General features: G+C 70.6%; 14 protein-coding genes. 6 read left to right on the top strand and 8 right to left on the bottom strand.

Annotation, left to right across the window (positions count from 1 at the left end; translation table 11 throughout):
- Positions 1–933: an HAD family phosphatase gene (locus KVS71_RS09875; protein ID WP_060921620.1), complete on the top strand. Its 933-nt coding sequence runs from the start codon at positions 1–3 to the stop codon at positions 931–933.
- Positions 934–952: 19 nt separating this feature from the next.
- Here the strand turns inward: KVS71_RS09875 and KVS71_RS09870 are convergent, their stop codons facing one another.
- The 5 genes from KVS71_RS09870 to KVS71_RS09850 all read right to left on the bottom strand — a co-directional run bounded on the left by KVS71_RS09870 (position 953) and on the right by KVS71_RS09850 (position 6,456).
- On the bottom strand, positions 953–1,846 hold the full coding sequence (locus KVS71_RS09870; RefSeq protein WP_060921621.1) for a formylglycine-generating enzyme family protein: 894 nt from the start codon (positions 1,844–1,846) through the stop codon (positions 953–955).
- 34 nt (positions 1,847–1,880) lie between these two features.
- A complete protein-coding gene (locus KVS71_RS09865; protein ID WP_105949595.1) occupies positions 1,881–4,214 on the bottom strand; it encodes an arylsulfatase in 2,334 nt (777 codons plus the stop codon).
- Positions 4,215–4,294: 80 nt separating this feature from the next.
- A complete protein-coding gene (locus KVS71_RS09860) occupies positions 4,295–5,641 on the bottom strand; it encodes a hypothetical protein (RefSeq protein ID WP_217584444.1) in 1,347 nt (448 codons plus the stop codon).
- 28 nt (positions 5,642–5,669) lie between these two features.
- A complete protein-coding gene (locus KVS71_RS09855) occupies positions 5,670–6,020 on the bottom strand; it encodes an SHOCT domain-containing protein (RefSeq protein WP_060921624.1) in 351 nt (116 codons plus the stop codon).
- Between the two features lies 1 nt (position 6,021).
- Positions 6,022–6,456, bottom strand: coding sequence for a DUF6325 family protein (locus KVS71_RS09850; protein ID WP_105950779.1), 435 nt, complete (start codon positions 6,454–6,456; stop codon positions 6,022–6,024).
- 141 nt (positions 6,457–6,597) lie between these two features.
- Between KVS71_RS09850 and KVS71_RS09845 the strand changes: the two genes are divergently transcribed.
- Positions 6,598–7,026 (top strand): DUF6325 family protein, encoded by a 429-nt coding sequence (locus KVS71_RS09845; RefSeq protein ID WP_144880914.1) that lies wholly within the window; start codon positions 6,598–6,600, stop codon positions 7,024–7,026.
- Positions 7,027–7,039: 13 nt separating this feature from the next.
- Here the strand turns inward: KVS71_RS09845 and KVS71_RS20440 are convergent, their stop codons facing one another.
- Both KVS71_RS20440 and KVS71_RS09835 read right to left on the bottom strand, forming a co-directional pair.
- The gene (locus KVS71_RS20440; protein ID WP_368874659.1) at positions 7,040–9,511 is read right to left on the bottom strand and encodes a LuxR C-terminal-related transcriptional regulator; all 2,472 of its coding nucleotides are present in this window, start codon (positions 9,509–9,511) and stop codon (positions 7,040–7,042) included.
- Positions 9,512–9,665: 154 nt separating this feature from the next.
- On the bottom strand, positions 9,666–10,289 hold the full coding sequence (locus tag KVS71_RS09835; protein ID WP_217584443.1) for a hypothetical protein: 624 nt from the start codon (positions 10,287–10,289) through the stop codon (positions 9,666–9,668).
- Between the two features lie 130 nt (positions 10,290–10,419).
- On the opposite strand from KVS71_RS09835, the gene KVS71_RS09830 reads away from it, so the two are divergent.
- From KVS71_RS09830 to KVS71_RS09815, 4 genes are all read left to right on the top strand, one after another.
- Positions 10,420–11,547: an AI-2E family transporter gene (locus KVS71_RS09830; protein WP_217584442.1), complete on the top strand. Its 1,128-nt coding sequence runs from the start codon at positions 10,420–10,422 to the stop codon at positions 11,545–11,547.
- Between the two features lie 120 nt (positions 11,548–11,667).
- A complete protein-coding gene (locus tag KVS71_RS09825; protein ID WP_217584441.1) occupies positions 11,668–13,347 on the top strand; it encodes a SulP family inorganic anion transporter in 1,680 nt (559 codons plus the stop codon).
- A complete protein-coding gene (locus tag KVS71_RS09820; RefSeq protein ID WP_060921628.1) occupies positions 13,348–14,019 on the top strand; it encodes a GAP family protein in 672 nt (223 codons plus the stop codon).
- Positions 14,020–14,140: 121 nt separating this feature from the next.
- Positions 14,141–16,483 (top strand): arylsulfatase, encoded by a 2,343-nt coding sequence (locus KVS71_RS09815; protein ID WP_217584440.1) that lies wholly within the window; start codon positions 14,141–14,143, stop codon positions 16,481–16,483.
- A gap of 22 nt (positions 16,484–16,505) precedes the next feature.
- Here the strand turns inward: KVS71_RS09815 and KVS71_RS09810 are convergent, their stop codons facing one another.
- The gene (locus tag KVS71_RS09810) at positions 16,506–19,091 is read right to left on the bottom strand and encodes a LuxR C-terminal-related transcriptional regulator (protein WP_217584439.1); all 2,586 of its coding nucleotides are present in this window, start codon (positions 19,089–19,091) and stop codon (positions 16,506–16,508) included.
- Between the last annotated feature and the right edge of the window lie 75 nt (positions 19,092–19,166).

Genomic DNA, 19,166 nt, shown 5'->3' with positions numbered 1-19,166 from the left:
ATGGACTCCTCACCTCTGTCTTCCTGGCGCGACACCGGCACGCGGCGCACGATCGAGGCGTTCGTCGCCGCCGTGACGGAGGGCCCCGACCCCGTCCCCGTCGACGAACGCATCGCCGTGTTCGACAACGACGGCACTCTCTGGTCGGAGAAGCCCATGCCCACCCAGCTGCACTACGTCGTCGAGCGCTGGCGCGAGGAGGCGACCCGTGACCCCTCCCTGGCCGACCGGCAGCCCTACCGCGCCGCGGTCACCGGTGACCTCGCCTGGCTCGGCACCGCGATCGACAAGCACTACGCCGGCGACGACTCCGACCTCGGCGTCATCATCCACGCGCTCCTGGGGCTGACCGACGGGGTGAGCGTGGAGGACTACGCCCGTTCGGTCACGGAGTTCTACCGCACCGCGCAGCACCCGCTCCTCGGTCGCTCTTACGCCGAATCGGTGTACCGCCCGATGGTCGAGCTGCTGCGGTATCTCGAGAGCCACGGCTTCACCTGCTACATCGTGTCGGGCGGCGAGCGCGACTTCATGCGACCGATGACCCAGGCGAACTACGGCATCCCTCCCGAGCGCGTGATCGGCTCGGCGCTCGGACTCGCCTACGACGAGAAGGATGCCAGCGTCCGCTACTCCTCCGCCCTCGCCTTCTTCGACGACGGGCCGGAGAAGCCGGTGCGGATCTGGAGTCGGATCGGCCGGCGCCCGCTCCTGGCGGCCGGCAACTCGAACGGCGACATGCCGATGCTCGACTTCGCGCACGGCGGCCCTCGGCCCGGACTCGCACTGCTGATCCATCACGACGACGCCGACCGCGACGACACGCCCTACGACACGGGAGCGGAGCAGGCCCTCCACGCAGCCGCCGACCGCGGGTACACCGTGGTGAGCGTCCGCGACGACTGGGCGTCCCTGTTCCCCGACCCCGTCTGAGTCGGGGAACTCCGGGCGGTCAGAGGGCGCAGCGGAAGCCGATGTGGGTCATGGCGGTGTCCTCCGCCTGCGCCGATCGCGCCGCGGGGCGGTAGCGGAGGCAGTACTCCGGAGCGCACAGGTGCGATCCCCCCTTGAGAACGCGGCGCGGGATGGGCGACCCGGGTTCGGAGGACAGCAGGCTCGCTCGATGCCCCGCCTCCACGCCCACGGCTCCCGGCGGCACGTGCCGGTGCGTCCAGTAGTCCGCCGTCCACTCCCACACGTTGCCGATCATGTCGTGCAGGCCGTAGCCGTTGACGGGGAACGAGGCCACCGGAGCGGTGCCGATCCACCCGTCGGCACCGTCGTTCCGGTACGGGAAGGCGCCCTGCCACGTGTCCGCCATGAGGGTGCCGCCCGGCTTTGTCTCCTCCCCCCAGGCGAAGCGGGCGCCGACGAGGCCACCGCGCGCCGCCCATTCCCACTCCGCCTCGGTGGGAAGGCGCCGGCCCGCCCACGAAGCGTAGGCGACGGCATCGGGGTACGCGACCTGCACGACCGGATGATCGAGGCGGTCGTCGATCGACGAGGCCGGTCCGAACGGCTGGCGCCACGACGCACCGGGCTCCCACCGCCACCACTGCCGCCAGTCGCGCAGGTCGACGGGGCCTCGGGTCGGCGTGAACACCATGGCGCCGGGGACGAGGTCGTCCGGATGCACGCCGGGGTAGTCGGCGGGGTCCATCGGCCGCTCGGCGATCGTGATGTAGCCGGTGTCCTCGACGAACGCGGCGTACTGGCGGTTCGTCACGGGGTGCTGATCGAGCGCGAACGCTTTCACACGCCGTTCGTGGACGGGGCCTTCCTCCGGGTAGAACTCGTCCGACCCCATGAGGAGCGTTCCGCCGGGGACCTCGATCATCGCCGTCATGCCCTCATGCTAGGCCGCCACCCCCTGCGTTCGGTCACTCGCGCGACAGCATCGCGGCCGCCTCAAGCTCCATATCGAGATACTGCTCCGTGCTCACGTCCACCGCCACGCCCAGGAGCTTGCCGCCGGTGAACGGGAACGGATTGCGGTACTGCGCGCTGACCGGGTCGGCGCTGTCCCACCCGACGCAGAGTCCGTCGCCGCAGAGCGTGAACTTCCCGACCTGCGCCCGCATCGGACCGGACGCCACCGCACGATCATCGACGTACAGCGTGGTCGTGCCTACGGACTCGCCGTGCTCCCCCGCTCCCTCGCGCACGAACTCCACACCAAGAGTGTGCGGGCCGGGGGTGAGCTCCTCCGAGGTGAACGACTGCTCCGGCGGGATGCCGAGGAAGTTGTACACGTAGACCAGTCTGTTGTCCTTGAGGAACAGCGAATGCCCGCCGAAGCGGGAACCGTGCGCGAAGATCACACCCTCGGCGCCCTCGTCGAGGACGGCATCGGCGATGATCTTGTAGGAGCGCCCTCGGACGTTCACCGCGACGCTCTCCGGCACCGCCGCGGTGCCGGGGAAGTACACATACCGTCCCCGCGGCGGCTCCGCCTGCGGACGCTCCACGTTCAGCAGGTCACGGGCCGAGCGGTCGTCGAGCGGAAGGGCGAAGTTCGCCTCCGCCTCTGCGAACCACGCAGCGATGAGCTCCTGCAGCTTCTCCGGGTGCGTCCCGGCGAGGTCGTTCGACTCGGAGCGGTCCTCGTCCACGTGGTACAGCTCCCACACGTCGTCGTCGAAGTGGCCCTTGCCGCTCAGCGGCGCGTGCACGGCCGCGGCCTTCCAGCCATCCTTCCAGATGCCCCTGGTGCCGAGCATCGAGTAGTACTGCACGCTCTTCTGCGTCGGTCCGTCCGGCGCCGCGTCGAAGGACGACTTCATCGAGACGCCGTCGAGCGGTCGCTGCGGCACCCCGCGGTACGTCTCCGGCATCGCGATGCCGATCACGTCGAGCACCGTCGCCACGACGTCCACCGAGTGGTGGTACTGGTGGCGCAGCTCACCCTTCGCCGCGATCCCCTTCGGCCAGTGGACGACCATCGGGTCGCAGGTGCCCCCGGAGTACTGGGAGTAGCGCTTGAACATCTGGAACGGCGTGGAGAACGCGGCCGCCCACCCGGTCGGATAGTGGTTGTAGGTGTCGGCCGAGCCGAGCGTGTCGATCATCGCGAGGTTCTCGGCAAGATCGTCGGGGTACCCGTTGAAGAACTTGTTCTCGTTCACGGAGCCGTCCGGCGATCCCTCCCCCGAAGCGCCGTTGTCGGCGCAGTAGAAGATGATCGTGTTGTCCAGCTGGCCTGTCTCCTCCAGATAGTCCACGATCCGACCGACCTGGGCATCCGTGTACTCGGAGAAGCCGGCGAAGACCTCGGCCATCCGCGCGAACAGCCTCCGTTCGTCGTCGTTCAGCTCCGCCCACGGGCGCACGTAGTCGGCCGGGTTCGCCGCCTCGTCCGGCAACGGGTTGAACGGCGTCATCTGCGTGCCCTCCGGCAGCACGCCCTTCTCGATCATGCGGGCGAGCACCCACTCGCGATACGCGTCGTAGCCGTCGTCGAACGCCCCCTTGTACTTGTCGATGTACTCCTGCGGCGCGTGGTGCGGGGCGTGGTTCGCGCCCGGGCAGAACCACATGTACCACGGCTTCGAGGGGTTCGAGGCCTGCTGGTTCCGGATCATCGCAAGTGCCTGGTCGGCGAGGTCCTTCGACAGGTGGTATCCCTCCTCCGGGCTGTACGGCTGCTCGATGAAGTGGTTGTCCTCCACGAGGTCGGGGTACCAGTTGTTGGTCTCGCCCCCGAGGAAACCGTAGAAGCGGTCGAACCCGAGCTGCAGCGGCCACATCGAGCGGCTGCCCCCCGGCGCGATGTCCTCCTCCGGGACGTTGTGGTCTTTGCCGAGCCAGAACGTGCTGTACCCGTTCTCCTGCAGCACCTGCCCGATCGTGGCGCACTCCGCGGGGAGCCGCCCCGCGAAGCCGGGGAAGCCGTTCGTGCCCTCCATGATGACGCCGGCGCGGTTGACGTGGTGGTTGCGCCCCGTGAGCATGGTGGACCGCGTCGGGGAGCACAGCGCCGTGGTGTGCCACTGCGTGTAGGTGAGACCCCCGGCGGCCAGACGATCCATCGTCGGCATCGCGATGCGGCCGCCGTACGGCGACCAGGAGGCGAGCCCGGTGTCGTCGTACAGCACCACGAGGACGTTCGGCGCTCCGTCCGGTGCCTTCCGCAGCTCGTACGGCGACCAGTCGGGACGGGAGTCGCGGACGTCCAGCGTGATCTCGCCCGAGAAGTCTGCGTTGAATTCCGACATCGTCTCTCCTTCGTTCAGGGCGCGTCCGCGCTCTCTTCGGCCTGAGTCTTCCGACCCCACGCGCATGCCGACAGCGGCCCTCACCCGCGCAGGGTGATCTCCGCGCCGTGCGCGTCCTCGACGACGGCGGCGTCCTGCTCCTCCGGCGCCGTGGCGGGGCCTGGCCGTCGCAGCAGCTCCACGAGGATCGTGAGCACGAGCACGCCGATCGTCACACCGAGGACGGCACCGAAGGTCACGGGACGCGTCGCCAGGAGGATGAGCACCCCGATCGCCATCCCGGCGATGAGGATCGCACCGCGATAGCGGTCGACCGCCCGCCCGAACCGCCCGGAGGAGATCCCCCGTGCCTCGGCTGCCTCGCGAAGCGCCCCGAACCCGCTCTCCGTGACGCCGCGCACCGTCCGGGCACTGCGGCTCGATCCGGCGAGCCACGCCCAGAGTGCGATGAGGACCCCGACCAGAGCGAGCGCGACGATGGTGGAGCCGAGGAGCGCGGTGAGCTGATCGAAGAGGGACTCGGCCGCCGCGGCCGTCATGATCGACGGACTGACGGCGCTGACGAAGAACCCGCGTCCGATCCCCATCCCGGCGGCGAGGAGGAGGAAGACGACGGCGAACCCGGCGCTCGTCCAGAACAGCGCCCGCGGCCGGTTCACTGCGAGCAGCACTCCGAGGACGACGAGGCCGAGCACGACCCACGGCAGCCAGAAGCCCGCCGTCACCGCGATCTGATAGACCGTGCGGACCAGCACCAGCGCGTCGGTCTGCACCACCGGGATGGTGCGATCGACCACCGGGATGAGGTCGGCGACCCCGGCCCCGCGTTCGGCCAGAGCCTCCTTGACGCGTTCGACGACCGCCCCCACGTCCACCGAGAGCACCCCGTCGTCGCTGAGGTCCAGCGCGGTGCCTGGCTCGTCCTGCAGGATGGCGACGGCGCGCTCATGGGTGAAGCGCAGCGTCTCCGCCCAGATGTCGGCGAACTGCCGCGAGGACACGACCTCGTGCACGACGCCGTCGATCAGGGACGACAGGCCGGAGGCGGCCGGCGCTTCCAACAGCCCGAGGGCGGCGGTGGCGCGCGGCGGGAGGTCGAGGGCACGCAGGCCATCGAAGAGCTCGCCGACCACCGCATCCAGGTCGACCTGCTCGTCGATGGCGGCCGTCACCTGATCGGCGACGAAGTCCTGTACGTCCGGATCCTCGGCCAGCGGGGCGAAGGTCGCGACGAACCGGTCCGCGTCGACGAGCTGCAGCCGCGCCCACGTCCCCATCGCCGCGATCGGCGCGAGGAGCACGGCGACCACGAGCGCGATCCCGGCGATGATGCTGCGGGCCGAGATCCGGCGTCGGGGGCGTCGGAGCGCCTCGTTCTCCTGCTCCAGCGCACGCAGCCGTGCCCGCAGGTCATCGATCTCGCTCATCGCGGCCTCGTCTCGATCGTCGCGACGCTCAGCTCAGCAGCTTCTGCTTCGCGGCGGCGAACTCCTCGTCCGTCAGCACCCCGGAGGCCTTCAGCGATCCGAGCTCCTGCAGCTTGGCGATCAGGTCGTCGGCCGCTGCGGGCGGCGCGGCCGGCGGGCTCGTCGGCGGCGCATACTGCGCCGCCGCGGTGCGGGCCGCATCGTCCATCTGGGCCTGTTGCTGGGCCGCCTCGTACTGCTGCTGCTCGTACTCGCTCTGTGCGCGGCGCTCCTGGTGCCGCATGGCGGCTCCCTGCACCGCGGTCGCCGTCCCGGCGACCACCGCGGTCCGCGCGGCGAGACCGATGAGCCCCGGCCGGCCGAATCTCCGCAAGGGCATGTCATTCACCTTCCTGTTCGAGGATGTCCATCACCGCGTTCACGACGGGTGCCGGAACGCGCTCGCTGCGCAGCACCTGGCCTCCCGCGGCGGCCACATCCTGGGCGAGGGTCCGCGCGAACAGGAGCTCCAGGACCACGACCGCCGCCGACCGTCCCGGCGGCACGACCTCCGCCAGGGCGCGCACGTCGTCCTCGCTCGCGAGCCCGGCGACGATCGGCTCGAGGCCGTCGAGGACGGCAGCCCCGTCGTCCTCCTCCACCTCGAGGATGTCGAGATCCCCGTCCGCCGTCCGTGTCACCAGCACGAGGTCCAGCACGCGCACCACGCCCTTCGACACCAGGTCCGTCAGTGCGCCGAACGTGGACGGATCCGGCCGATCACCGTCGAAGCCCACGAGATAGAACTCGACGGGCCCGAATCGGAACTCCTTCATGTCGCCACCCTTCATCCGCGGTCCAGAATGGCACCGCCGTCGTCGCCCGCGCGCCGGTCCTCACCCGCTTCGGGTGAGGATTCGGGCCTCCATCTCCGTGCGGCTGTCACGATCGGAGGACGCGACGAATCGAGGGTGGCCATGAGGAGCCGGGTGCTGGGAGACGTGGCGTTCATCGTGGTCGAGCTGCGCAGCGCACACCCGGGACCGCCCGTCCTGGAACCGCTGCTGCGTCAGGTCGAGGACGGCACACTGCGCGTGCTCGACTTCCTCGTCGTGCGCCGCGATGCCGTCGAGGGGCACCGCATCACGGAGGTCGACGGCGACGACTTCTCGCTCGCCGGCCTGCCCCTGTACGCACCGGGCCTGATCTCCCTCGACGATGTCCGGCATTTCCTCCCGTGGGTGCCTCCCGGCGCCGTCGCCGCCGTCATCCTCGTCGAACAGCGCTGGGACGTCCGCTTCATCCGCGAGGTCGAGGACGCCGGGGACCGGATCCTGGCGACGCAGGCGATCCCCTCCGCGGTCGCGAACGCCGCCCTCGTCGCCACCCTCGGTGGGAGCCCCTGACGCCCGCGCCTGCTCACACGGTCGCGTGGACGGCCTCCCGCCGGGACGAGACCCCGAGCTTGCGGTAGATCGCGCGTTGATGCGTCTTCACGGTGTTCACCGAGACGCGCAGTTCCTGGGCGATCTCCGGCAGTGTGCGTGCGGTCTGCATCTGGTGGAAGACGTCGCGTTCCCGCTCCGACAGCCGATCGGTCACAGAGCCGACCGCGTCGACCGCGAGGCACCTCTCGATGAACCCCTCGAACTGCGTGCCGTGGTGCACGTGCGCCTGCAGCAGCCGGCGCACCGCGACCTCACGCGGACCGAAGAGCACGACGAGGTTCTCCGCTGACGCGACCGCGAGGGCGGCCTCGCACAGGTCATGCGCGTCCTCCTGGTGCCCCGTCGCCCTCCGGAGCGCGGCCGCGGTGATCAGCGTGGCGGCTTTGACGTACGACAGCTCGGACGCACCCCGCAGCGATCGCAGCATCTCCAGCGCCGCAGCGTGCTCCTCGGCGCGACGCAGGATCCCGGACAGGGCGACGCCCACGAGCGGCAGGTCGGTGCCGCCCGCATACTTCATCGCGATCCGCAGCGCCCGCTCCCTCCGCCCCACCGCCTCTTCGAGCAGGGCCACCGACGACTCCCGGAACGCCGGCCACGCCACCCCCTGCACGACGTCGATGGGGAGCTCCTGCACGCTGATGGCCGTTCGGCGGCAGATCCCGGGGTCTCCCGTGAGCGCGGCCGCATAGGCGCCCATCATGCGTGCATGCCCGGCCAGATCGCGGCCGGACGCGGCTTCCTCGCGTGCCGCGTCGAAGATCCGGACCGCCTCCTCCGCCTCGCCCGACCAGTACGCGACCCACCCCGCGGCGGCCACGGCGCTTCCTCGCGCGAAGGTGTTCCGCGGAGGAAGAGCCTCACGGGTGCTCTCGGCCTCGGCGAGCACGGCCGCGGCCTCCGTGAGTCGGCCGGACGTGGCGAGGCCGTAGGCGAGATGTCCGACGGCGCGGGACGTGAGCTCCCGATCACCGGCCTGCCTCGCCTCGCGCGCCGCCGCCGAGAAGTACTCGATCGCGAGGTCCGGCGATTCGCGATTGCGCAGCGCGGTCCACCCCAGCAGATGGTTGAGCGCCACCCGGCCGCCGTACATCCTGTCGTCCTCGGCATCCAGCAGCGCGCGGATCTCCGCACCGGACACCGCCACCTCGACGGACGACTCGGCGAGCAGCAGGCGGACGATGAGCAGGACGGCGGGGTCGGCCTGCCCCGGCGTGCGATCGAGGAGGGCCTCGGCCCGTCGACACAGCTCCCGGGCGACGCGATGGTCCCCGAGGACGTCGCTGGCTCCGGCCCGTACGAGCAGCAGGTGCGGATCGTCCGGGTTGTCGCGGAGGAGCGTCGTCGCCGTCCGCTCCACGTCGACGGCCGAGGAGCCGACCACGAGGCCCAGCCAGTGCCGGAGGAGGATGGCCCTGGCGCCCGCCGGATCCCCGGCGCGCCGCGCATGCGTCACGGCGGCGATCGGATCCGTGTGCTCCAGAGCACGAGCGGCACGGCGGTGCACCGTGGCGAAACGCGCCGCATCCGTCCGCGCGAGGTCGGCGCACCGACGCGCGAACGCGGGGTGCCAGCGGTAGGTCGGGCCCTCCGGGCCGTCGAACCGGTCGAGGAACAGTCCGAGCCGGACGCAGGTCTCCAGGAGGTCGGCGGCGTCGTCCCTCGCCGTCACCTGTGCGGCGGTGTCGGGAGTGAGCTCCGCGCAGGCCGTCCCCTCGAGGACGAAGTCCGCGAGCGCGGGCGGCAGCGCGTCCAGGACATGCTCACGGATGTACGCGCCGAGGAAGGACGAGGCCGTCGACGCCGGGCTCGACGGCAGGGAGCCGCCGACGAGGACCAGCCGCACCGCGATGGGCCAGCCTCCGGTCTCGTCGCGCACCGCGGCCGCATCGAGCGCGCCGGGCGCCGATCGCGTCAGACTCCGGATCTCGTCCTCCGAGAACCGGAGGGTGTCCACACCGACGAAGGCTCCCGGATGCATCAGGCGATGGCGGGACAGGGTGACCTCGATCAGGGTCGTCCCCACCAGGAGGAGCCGCAGCCCGTCCGGAGGCTGGTCGGCCAGCATCCCGAGGAGACCATCGCCCCAGGCCTCCCCGGCACGGTGGGCATCGTCGACGACGAGGTACACCGGGTGCTCGGCGTCCTGGAACGCCGCGCATATCTGCCGGTAGGCGCGCATCGGATCCTCGATGTCCCGCGGCGCGGCGAACACGCGCCCCGCACGCTCCGCCGCGAGCGCCAGCGCGTTCAGGACGCCGGCGGTCAGCAGTGCGGGGTCGTCGTCGGACGCGCTCAGCGCGAGCCAGGCGACGTCGTCGCGCGATGACGCCCAGGCAGCGACGGCGGTGGTCTTCCCATAGCCGCTGGGCGCGCTGAGGACCGTCACCCCGTCGGCATCGATGGCAGCCGCGATCGCCGCGGTCACACGTTCCCGCGGCACGACGCCGATGGGCGTGGCAGGCGGCCGGAAACGCATCGCCGGTCCCGGCCTCGTGGAACGTACGGGAGGCGACATGGCAACACGAAACCACGCGTCCGCGCGCCCTTCCAGAGCACCGGCGCGCAATCACCCGGATGAAAGTGCTCTCACGGGGTCAGATCTTGATCGGGAAGGTGGCGAGCAGGACGACGCCGGTCACCGCGATGACGCCGCTGAGTGAGAAGAACACCGTGCGCCGCCACAGGGCGTGTTGATTCTGCGAGAGCGCGGCGAAGAACAGCACGAGCGCGAAGAGGACCGTCAGGAGGGAGTAGTCGTCGCCCCGCTGGTTGTTGCGCAGGGCGTCGGCGAAGCGCGCGTCGGCCTCGGCGGAGAGCTCCTCCGCCTCCCGTGCTCCGGGCGGGACGTACTCGTCCATCACGAACGGCCCCCGTTCGCTCCTGCCGTCCGCCACCCAGGCGTCGAAGGCGACGGCGAACTCGTCGGTGAACCGCTGTTCCACGAACTCGACGAGGTCGTCTCGCCCGTCCGCCTCGGCGAGCACCCACTCGGTGAAGAGGGTGAGGTCGTACTGACGTGCGGCCTGTGCGGTCGCCTGCGCCGATGCCGCCTGCACCCGCGCGGAGGACGCCTGGCTGAAGGCGATGGACATCTCGCCACCCCATTTCGACGCCTCGAACCCGCACCAGGCGGTGAGCACGGCCGTCACCGCCAACAGTGACACCGTGGCGATCTCGAGGAACCGATGGGGCCTGTGGGCCTCGCTCTGCGCGTCCATCCGCTCATTGTCCGGCCCCGAGGGAGCGGGCGGTCACGCGCTCACCCGGGTCGGGTGAGCCGTCCACTCATCGACAGCGGGACCGGGCGTGCCGCGGAACACGCGTGCGTTCGGCGGTTACGCTGGCGGCGTGACCTCGCTCCCGTCTGCTCCCGGCCCCGCCGGTCCCACACCGTCTCCGGCCCTGCGGACCCTGCTGATCCTGGCGGCGAGCGCGATCGTCCTCGCGGGGGTCTCGCTGGCGCGCGAGGTCTTCGGCCCCCTGGCCCTCGCGATCGTCATCGTGGTGATCTGCGAACCGATCCGCCGTCCCTTCCAGCGCCCCGGTCGCCCCGCCTGGATCGGGACGACCGCCGTGATCGTCCTCGCCTACGTGATCCTGCTGGCGATGGCGGCGCTGCTGTGGCTCGCCGGCACCCAGTTCGCCCGACTCGTCGGCGACCTCGCGTCCCAGGACGGCCTCGTGCGCGCCGCCGATCAGGTCGTCGCCTGGCTGCAGTCCCTCGGATTGGATCAGGAGGCGGCGGATGCGGCCGCCTCGATCCTCGACCCCGAGACCCTGCTCGGTGTGGCGGGGAGTCTGGGCAGCGCGGTGCTCGGCGTCGCCACCGCCCTGTTCTTCGTCTGCGCGTACATCATCTTCCTCGCCGCGGACGCTGCCCGGTATCGCACGGCTCCTGCCCTCTTCGGCGCCACGCACGGCCCCGCCCTGCAGCGCATCGCCCGGCTGCAGACGGGGGTCCGTCGCTACTACGTCGTGAACGCCGCGTTCGGTGCCGTCGTGGCGGTCGTCGACGGCCTCGCGCTGTGGTGGATGGGCGTCCCCGCCCCGGTCGTCTGGGCGATCCTCGCCTTCGTGACGAACTTCATCCCGAACATCGGGTTCGTGCTCGGTCTCATCCCGCCCGCGATCCTCGCCTTCGTCGTGGGCGGCTGGCCTCTGCTGCTCGGCGTCATCGCCGTGTACTGCGTGGTCAACGTCGTGCTCCAGGTGCTCGTCCAACCCAAGTTCGTCAGCGACGCCGTCGACCTGAGCCTCACGCTGAGCTTCTTCTCCGTCATCTTCTGGACCTTCGTGATCGGGCCGCTCGGCGCCATCCTGTCGATCCCGCTGACCCTGCTCGTGCGCGCCGTCGTGCTGGAGGGCGACCCGGGAGCGACCTGGGCGCGGTGGGTCAGCGGCGACCGCACGGCCGTCCCCGAGCCGACGCCGGAGTCGTCCGCGGCGCCGACCCGGCGTCGGTTCCGCCGACGCTGACGCCGCTTCGCCGGCACCGCACCGCGAAATCACCAGGGCGAGGTTGCCCGCCGCTCTGGTCGTCGCCGTCCGACGATGCCATCGTGAAGCCGGACACCACCGGTGACGAAGGGAGAGCGCATGCCGCGTCCGCTCGCAGGTCTGACCCGACGCACCCTCGCGACCGAGCTCACCGCGGGGGTCACCCTCCTGGCGATCGCCATCCCGCTCAACATCGGATACGCGCAGATCGCCGGGCTCCCCGCGACCGCCGGGCTGTACGCACTGATCGTCCCGACCGTCGTCTACGCGCTCGTGGTGTCGTCGCGCCAGCTGGTCGCCTCCCCCGATGCCGCCGCCGCGGCCCTCGTGGCCTCCTCCATCGGCGGTCTGGCCGTCGCCGGCAGCGCCGACTACGCCACCCTCGCCCTCGCCCAGGCGATCCTCTGCGGCGGGATGTTCCTGCTGCTCGCCGTCTTCAAGCTCGGCTTCCTGGCGAACTTCCTCTCCAAGCCGATCCTCGTCGGATTCGTCGGCGGACTGGCGCTGGACATCATGGTGAGCCAGATCGCGAAGATGCTCGGGGTGAAGATCGACTCCGGAGCCGAGTTCGTGGACAAGGTCGTCGCGCTGGTGACCGGCCTCCCCTCGCTCAACGGCTGGTCCGTGCTCCTCGCCGCCTGCTCCGTCGCGGTGCTGCTCCTCGGGCAGCGCTACCTCCGTGCCGTTCCCTGGGCGCTGGTCGTGCTCGTCGCCACGACCCTCACGGTCGTCCTCACCGGCCTCGACGGGCGGGGAGTGGATGTGCTCGGCGAGGTCCCCGCCGGCCCTCCCGCGCTCACCTGGCCGATCATCGACTGGTCGCTGTGGCTCGCTCTCGTCCCCTCCGCGATCGCCCTGACCCTCGTGACCACGGCGGAGGGTCTGCTCGTGTCGCGCTCCTACGCCGAGAAGCATCGCTACCCGTTCCACGCCAACCGGGATCTGCTGGCGTTCGGCGTCGCGAACGTCGCCGCAGGCGCGCAGGGCAGCTTCGCCGTCGGGTCCTCGACCTCGCGCACCGCGGCGATGGATCAGGCGGGCTCGCGCACACAGCTCCCCGCCCTCGTGCTCGCCGTCGGGACGCTCCTGCTGCTGCTCTTCGGCACCGCGCTGCTCGCCGACATCCCCTCGCCGGCGATCGGGGCCATCGTCGGCGTCGCGATCATCCCGCTCCTCGGCATCCGCGACTTCGTGCGGTTGTGGCGCTTGGACCGGTTCGAGTTCGTCATCGGCGCGGTCTGCTTCCTCGTGACCTTGTTCGTCGGCTCGATCGCGGGGATCGTCGTAGCCTTCGTGCTGGCCCTCATCAACCTCGCCCAACGTGCCTCCCACCCCGCCATCGACGTGCTGGAGACCTCGGGCGACCCCGGCGAGTCCCTCCTGGAGGACGCTCCTACGGGCACGACCACGGCACCGGGGGTCATCGTCGTCCGGCTCGCGGCCCCGCTGTTCTTCGCGAACGGCGCCGTGTTCTCCGCTGCCGTCAAGGAGGCCGTCCGCGCCGCCGGCCCGGCCGCCGTCCAGCACGTCGTCATCGACATGGAAGCCGTCACAGACGTCGACGTCACGGGCGCTGAGGCCTTCCAGGCGCTGCGGGAGTGGCTGGACACGCAGTCGATCTCCCTCGCCTTCAGCCGCGTCCGTCCGAACACGCTCCGCCGCCTGCGGGCGCTGGACCTGCTCGACCGGGAGCCCGTGTACGCGACCAACCGCGCCGCGATCACCGACCTCGCGCCGACCGATGCCGCTTCGCCGGCTCCGAAGAGGAAGGGCAGCTGAATGGGTACCGTCATCGGGGAGATCCTCCCCCTCGCCGTGGGCGTCGCGATCAGCCCCGTGCCGATCATCGCCGCGATCCTCATGCTCCTGTCCCCGAAGGCACGGGTCACGAGCGTCGGATTCCTGCTCGGCTGGATCGCCGGCATCGTCGTGGCGGTCGGCCTCTTCACCCTCCTGTCGGCGGTGCTCCCCGAGGAGGATCCGGACGCCTCCCGCCCGATCCGCGGCGTCATCCAGCTCGTCCTCGGACTCCTGCTGCTGGTGCTGGCGGTGGGTCAGTGGCGCAAGCGCCCGAAAGCGGGGCAACCGGCGGCCCTGCCGTCGTGGATGAAGGCGATCGACACGATGTCGTTCGGCACGGCGCTCGGACTGGGGTTCCTGCTGTCGGCGGTGAATCCGAAGAACCTCCTCCTGGCCGCCGGAGCCGGGGTCGACATCGGCGGCGCAGCGCTCGACGGCGGATCCACGATCCTCGTGATCGCCGTCTTCACCCTGATCGGGGCGTCGACCGTGCTCGTGCCCGTCGTCGGCTACCTCGTCGCCGCCGCACGGCTGCGCGCCCCGCTCGACGCCCTGCGCGGATGGCTCGCCGCCGAGAACGCGGTCATCATGGCCGTGCTGCTGCTCGTGATCGGCGTAGCCATGATCGGCAAGGGCATCGGCAGCTTCTGAGTGCGCCGCTGCCGCGCCACGGAGATCACCCGGATGAACGCATCGCGGGACCCGTGACCCCGGCCCTGACCCGGCAGTACTGTGCGGGGAAGGCGGTTCGGCAGAGATGAAGGAGATGGACATGGCCCGTGACTTCCAGGGCAGAATCGAACTCGACGTCCGCGATTCGGAGGCCGACTGGGAGGCGTTCCTCCCGGCGAAGCCCCGCGAGGGAGCACCCAACGTGCTGGTCGTCCTCTATGACGACACCGGCATGGCGGCCTGGTCCCCGTACGGCGGACGCATCAACATGCCGACCATGGACCGCCTGGCGCAGAACGGTCTGACGTACTCGCAGTGGCACACGACGGCGCTGTGCTCCCCCACCCGCTCGACGTTCCTCACCGGACGCAACCACCACCTCAACGGCTTCGCGACGATCTCGGAGTCGTCGACCGGCTTCCCCGGCTACAACTCCCACATCCCCGACTCGAACACCACGATGGCACACGTCCTCCGTGACGCCGGCTGGTCGACGTTCTGGGTGGGCAAGAACCACAACGTCCCGATCGACGAGTGGACGGCCGGCGCGTCCAAGAAGCACTGGCCGCTGGCGCAGGGGTACGACCGCTTCTACGGCTTCATCGGCGGGGAGACCAACAACTGGTATCCCTCCCTCGCCGAGGACAACCACTACATCGACCAGCCCTACCTCCCCGAGGACGGCTACCACCTGTCGAAGGACCTCGCCGACCAGGCGCTGTCGATGATCCGCGACGTGAAGCAGACCGAGCCGGACAAGCCCTGGTACCTGTGGTTCTGCCCCGGCGCGAACCACGCGCCGCACCACGCGCCGCAGGAGTACATCGACAAGTACAAGGGCGTGTTCGACGACGGCTACGAGGCCTACCGCGAGTGGGTCCTCGCCCGGATGATCGAGAAGGGCATCGTCCCGGAGGGCACCGAGCTCACCGCGCTCAACCCGATGCCGGAGGGGACCTTCTCCCAGACCGATGAGGTACGTCCCTGGGACTCGCTGAACGACGAGGAGAAGGCGATGTTCTCGCGCATGGCGGAGGTCTACGCCGGCTTCAGCGAGTACACGGACGCCCAGGTCGGCCGCATCGTGGACTACCTGGAGGAGTCGGGGCAGCTCGACAACACCCTCATCATCTACTGCGCCGACAACGGTGCGTCCGGCGAGGGCAGCCCGAACGGCTCCGTCAACGAGGGCAAGATCTTCGGCGGGTACCCGGACGACGAGGCCGAGAACCTCCGCCTCGTCGACAAGCTCGGCTCCCCCGACACCTACAACCACTACCCGACCGGATGGGCGGCGGCCTTCTCGACGCCCTACAAGATGTTCAAGCGCTACACGTACCAGGGCGGCGTGTGCGACCCGCTGGTGATCCACTGGCCCGCCGGCATCAAGGCCCGCGGCGAGGTGCGTCATCAGTACCACCACTCCACCGACATCGTGCCGACGATCCTCGAGGCCTGCGGCGTCGAGTTCCCGGAGGTCTACAACGGCATCGAGCAGACGCCGCTCTCCGGCGTCTCGATGGCCTACTCGTTCGATGCGGCGCCGGAGGCGCCGACGGCGAAGGAGACGCAGTACTACGAGATGTTCGGACAGCGCGGCATCTGGCACGACGGCTGGAAGGCGGTCACGGTGCACGGTCCGGTCAGCGGCAAGGGCCACTTCGACGAGGACGAGTGGGAGCTGTACCACACGGATGTGGATCGCGCCGAGGCCGTCAACCTCGCCGCCGAGCATCCGGACAAGCTGGAGGAGCTCAAGGCCCTCTGGATGGAGGAGGCGAAGGCGAACGCGGTGCTCCCGCTGAACGATCTCCAGGTCATCGGCAATCCGAAGGACTTCGAGACGTTCGTCGCGATGGAGTTCCATCAGCCCGCGCCGCCGTCCGGCCGGTTCGTCTACTACCCGGGCACCAGCGAGGTGCCGGAGCGGTCGGCGGCGAACACCCACGGCGTCTCCTTCAAGATCGCCGCGGAGGTCGAGTTCACTCCGGAGACCGAGGGCGTCATCTTCGCGCACGGCTCCCGGTTCGGCGGACACGCCCTGGTGGTCAAGGACGGCCAGGTGCACTACATCTACAACTTCCTCGGGATCCCGCCGGAGGACCGCATCTCGGGACCCGCCCCGACCTCCGGGAAGCACATCATCGGGGTCGAGTTCGTCAAGGAGGGCATGGGCGAGTACCGGGAGGGGGTCGGACCCGCACGACTCTACATCGACGAGGAGAAGGTCGACGAGAAGCAGATACGCACGGTCCTCGGTCACTTCTCGCTCTGCGGAGAGGGCCTGACGATCGGGCGGGACAGCGCCGACCCGGTGTCGTCCTTGTACGGCTACGGGTTCGACTTCCGCGGCGGGGAGATCGCCCAGGTCGTGTTCGACATCGCCGACGACGCCTACCTCGACCTGGAGGCGCACCTGGCGGCGGCCATGGCCCGCGACTGACGACCGGCGGCCGCCCAGGCCCTCAGAGCAATCCGAGGGCCTGGGCGGCCGCTGTCACGCCATCGCGATCCGAGACCCCGAGCTTGCGGTAGATGTTGCGCACATGCGTCTTCACCGTGTTCGGGGAGATGTACTCCTGCTGGGCGATCTGGCGGAGCGTGGCATTGCGGCTCAAGGCGCTCAGCACGATGCGCTCACGCTGCGTCAGCTCCTCCTCCACGAGCACACCGGCGGCGGCGAGCCGCTCCCGCACCCGATCCGCGAAGTGCGTGCGGGCTCCGGCCGTCGCCCGGGCCGCGAGCAGCCGCGACACGATCGGACCCGCCTCGGCGACGCGGCGCACGTGGTCCTCCGGCTCCGCGAGGGCGAGCGCGGTGGCGAGCGCGAGCTGCGCCCGATCCGGCTCCCCGTCGTGCACGTCGAGCTCGGCCTCGACCAGCCACGCGTCGATCATCGACGCCGGGAGCATACAGGGGATGGCGCCCTCCAGCACCGGCGCCAGCGCGCCACGGGCGATACCGTCACGGCGGTCGTGCACGGCGGCGATGGCGCGGAGCACGAGCACGTCTCCCGTGTCCCCCAGCGCATCCTCCATGTCGGCGATGAACCGGTCGCGGAGCGTCGGCTCCCCCAAGCGGTCGAAGGCGTGCACCGCGAAGGGCCCCATCATGGCGTACCAGTGCGGGGGAAGCGGGAGGTCACTCCGCGGCGTCAAGGTGTCGAGAAGCCCCACGGCCGCGTCGCGGGGATCGGCGACCTGCTCGGCCGCCAAAAGTGCGCGCATCCCCTGCAGGCCCCTGGCGATCGCGGTCTCCCCGCCGTCGTCGATCACCCGTGCGGCCGTCTGCAACGTCTGCACCTCCTCCAGGCTCTGCATGCCCTCGTAGGGGGCCCAGAAACGCCAGACGCGCGTCACTTCGAAGAAGGGGTTGTCCGGTTGGTCGAGCTCGTGCCAGCGGCGCTCCAGAGCGGCTCCCGCCTCGGTTGCGTCCCGGAGCCTCCCCCGGAACAGCACGCTGGTGGCGAGAACCGCCTCCGCCTGGAGCTCCGCCGCACGCGCTCCGATCGCCCTGGCGAGATCCCCGGCGAGGCGCGCCGTCGCCTCTGCCCGGTCGAGCCGTCCGCTGTAGAGTTCCGCCGTCGCAGCCTCCAGGAGCACGTAGGCATCGACCTGCTCTTCGCCGCTGAGATCGCGGAGGTCGGCACCGACGCCGTCCAGTGCCTCGGCGATCCCGCCCCGCCGGAGCGCGGTGTGCAGCTCGATCCCCTGCCGCCAGCGGCGGTCGGCGTCGGGCTCCCCCCGACCGACGGACGGGACGATCACCGCAGCCGAGGGGTCTCCGCACGACAGCTCCGCCGCTGCGATGAGCATCCGCACCGTCGGCACCACCCGCAGGGTGGTCGGAAGCTCGGCCATCACCTCCCGCACCTCGTCCGGCCGGCCGTCCAGCACGAGCTGCATGCCGCAGCGCCGCAGGACTCCCGCCGTGCACGCCGTCTCCCCGCCGCGCACGGCATGCCGCAACGCGAGCAGCGGCTCATCGTGCGTCGCGAACCAGTCCGCCGCCCGGCGATGGAGCTGCTCCTCGCGGTCCGCTCCGCCCTGCCGAAGCCGGCCGAGGAGGAACTCCCGCAGCAGCGGCGGATAGTGGTAGCGGGGCGGTTCCGCGGTGTCAGGGCCGGCGAGCACGGTGAGACGGAGCAGCCGGTCGATCATGGCCGTGACCGCGCCGGCCCCCGAGAGCTCCGCGGCGAGCTCGGCGGTGAATACCTCCGCGACCGCGGTCGCCTCCAGGAATGACCGCAGCTCGCCGTCGAGGTCTCCGAGCACCTCCTCCACGAAGTAGTCCGCGACCTCAGGCGCATCCCCCCGCAGCGGATGGGCGAGGACCGTCTGCGCCCCGGCGGCATCGAGCATCATGAGCTGCAGCCCCGTCGCCCACCCCTCGGTGCGGGAGAGCACGGAGCTGACCTCTCCCTGCGAGAGCCGGATGCCGCGGATGCGGAAGAACGCCCTGACCTCGGCCGGGTCGAACGCGAGCGCTCGGGCGTCGATCTCGAGGGCCACCCCTGCGATGCGTCGTCGCGCCAGCGGAATGGCCCTGGTCCCTCGGCCGGAGAGCACCACGTGCACGTTGCCCGGCGCGTTCTGCACGAACGTCGAGATCAGTTGCGCCGTCTCCTCGTCCTGCACGCGGTGCACGTCGTCGACGACGATGACGATGCGCCTCCTCGCTTCGGCGAGGGCTCTGGCGAGCGCCCGCGCGGCGGCCGCCGACCGCACGGACGGCACCTGTGCCAGCGCCTCCTGCAAGCCGCGATCATCGACCCTGCCCAGGGCCGCGCGGACGAGCGGCAGATCCGCCTCCCCGCGCTCCAGCGCCACCCATACGAGCTCGATGTCTGCGTGAGCGCGGAGATCCTCAGCCCATTGCGACAGCAGCCTGGTCTTCCCCGACCCTGCCGGGGCGCTCACGAGAGTGAGCGTCCACGGCCCGTCCATCGCGGCTGTCAGTCGTGAGAGCAGGCGCTCCCGACGAACCTCACCCTTCACTGCAGCGGGTGCCGCGCTCTCGCCCGTTCCCGCCGTCCACGCACTGTTCAGCACTCGAAACCCCCCGATTTCGATCTTGCTCCCCCTCGCGGGCAGTCTATTGCAAGGTGGGAGCGGTCCCGCAAGGGG

The organism is Microbacterium sp. GbtcB4, from assembly GCF_019091465.1.
GTDB lineage: Bacteria > Actinomycetota > Actinomycetes > Actinomycetales > Microbacteriaceae > Microbacterium > Microbacterium paraoxydans.
The sequence above is the reverse complement of the archived record's forward strand: the minus strand, read 5'-3'. Positions and strand labels throughout refer to the sequence as shown.

Coding starts and splice junctions, on each gene's coding strand:
- KVS71_RS09835 (WP_217584443.1), bottom strand. CDS start 10,289: ATGGACGCGCAGAGCGAGGCCCACAGGCCCCATCGGTTCCTCGAGATC.
- KVS71_RS09815 (WP_217584440.1), top strand. CDS start 14,141: ATGGCCCGTGACTTCCAGGGCAGAATCGAACTCGACGTCCGCGATTCG.
- KVS71_RS09820 (WP_060921628.1), top strand. CDS start 13,348: ATGGGTACCGTCATCGGGGAGATCCTCCCCCTCGCCGTGGGCGTCGCG.
- KVS71_RS09875 (WP_060921620.1), top strand. CDS start 1: ATGGACTCCTCACCTCTGTCTTCCTGGCGCGACACCGGCACGCGGCGC.
- KVS71_RS09855 (WP_060921624.1), bottom strand. CDS start 6,020: ATGCCCTTGCGGAGATTCGGCCGGCCGGGGCTCATCGGTCTCGCCGCG.
- KVS71_RS09845 (WP_144880914.1), top strand. CDS start 6,598: ATGAGGAGCCGGGTGCTGGGAGACGTGGCGTTCATCGTGGTCGAGCTG.
- KVS71_RS09860 (WP_217584444.1), bottom strand. CDS start 5,641: ATGAGCGAGATCGATGACCTGCGGGCACGGCTGCGTGCGCTGGAGCAG.
- KVS71_RS09850 (WP_105950779.1), bottom strand. CDS start 6,456: ATGAAGGAGTTCCGATTCGGGCCCGTCGAGTTCTATCTCGTGGGCTTC.
- KVS71_RS09865 (WP_105949595.1), bottom strand. CDS start 4,214: ATGTCGGAATTCAACGCAGACTTCTCGGGCGAGATCACGCTGGACGTC.
- KVS71_RS09870 (WP_060921621.1), bottom strand. CDS start 1,846: ATGACGGCGATGATCGAGGTCCCCGGCGGAACGCTCCTCATGGGGTCG.
- KVS71_RS09825 (WP_217584441.1), top strand. CDS start 11,668: ATGCCGCGTCCGCTCGCAGGTCTGACCCGACGCACCCTCGCGACCGAG.